At 46.3% G+C, this 456-nt stretch carries 1 pseudogene; it reads left to right on the top strand.

The features are described 5' to 3' along the window. Positions 1-260: pseudogene (locus tag BHE89_RS20615) on the top strand (RNA-guided endonuclease TnpB family protein); the annotation flags it as partial. Between the last annotated feature and the right edge of the window lie 196 nt (positions 261-456).

Genomic DNA, 456 nt, shown 5'->3' with positions numbered 1-456 from the left:
AAAAACGCTTACCAGCGGCACGGCGTAAATTTAAACCCGCGTAAAGACCTTAAACCGCTGCTTGCAGTGGCGAAAAAAATCCCGCAGATATGGGTGGCTTAAAGAATATGACTCCATAGCATTGCAGCAGGCGGTGATTAACCTTGACGTGGCTTTCTCCAAACTTTTTTAATCCGAAACTAAAAGCCCGTTTTCCCACGTTTAAAAGTAAGCATGGCAGACAATCTAGCTATCATTGTGTCGGGATCAAAAGTCATTGATGGCGCGATAAAAAATCCCGAAAATCGCACCGATTGAAGCGCGTTTACATCGTGAAATTACGGGGGCGCTGAAAAGTATCACACTGAGTCGCAGCGCAACCGGAAAATACTATGCGTCACTACTCTGTGATGACGGGGTAGAAGCACCGGCAAAGCCAACATTGATATCAAATATCACGGGGCTTGATGTGGGGCT

Source organism: Shigella sp. FC1967, assembly GCF_001743005.1.
Lineage (GTDB): Bacteria > Pseudomonadota > Gammaproteobacteria > Enterobacterales > Enterobacteriaceae > Proteus.
This window is presented reverse-complemented; position numbering and strand designations above follow the sequence as displayed.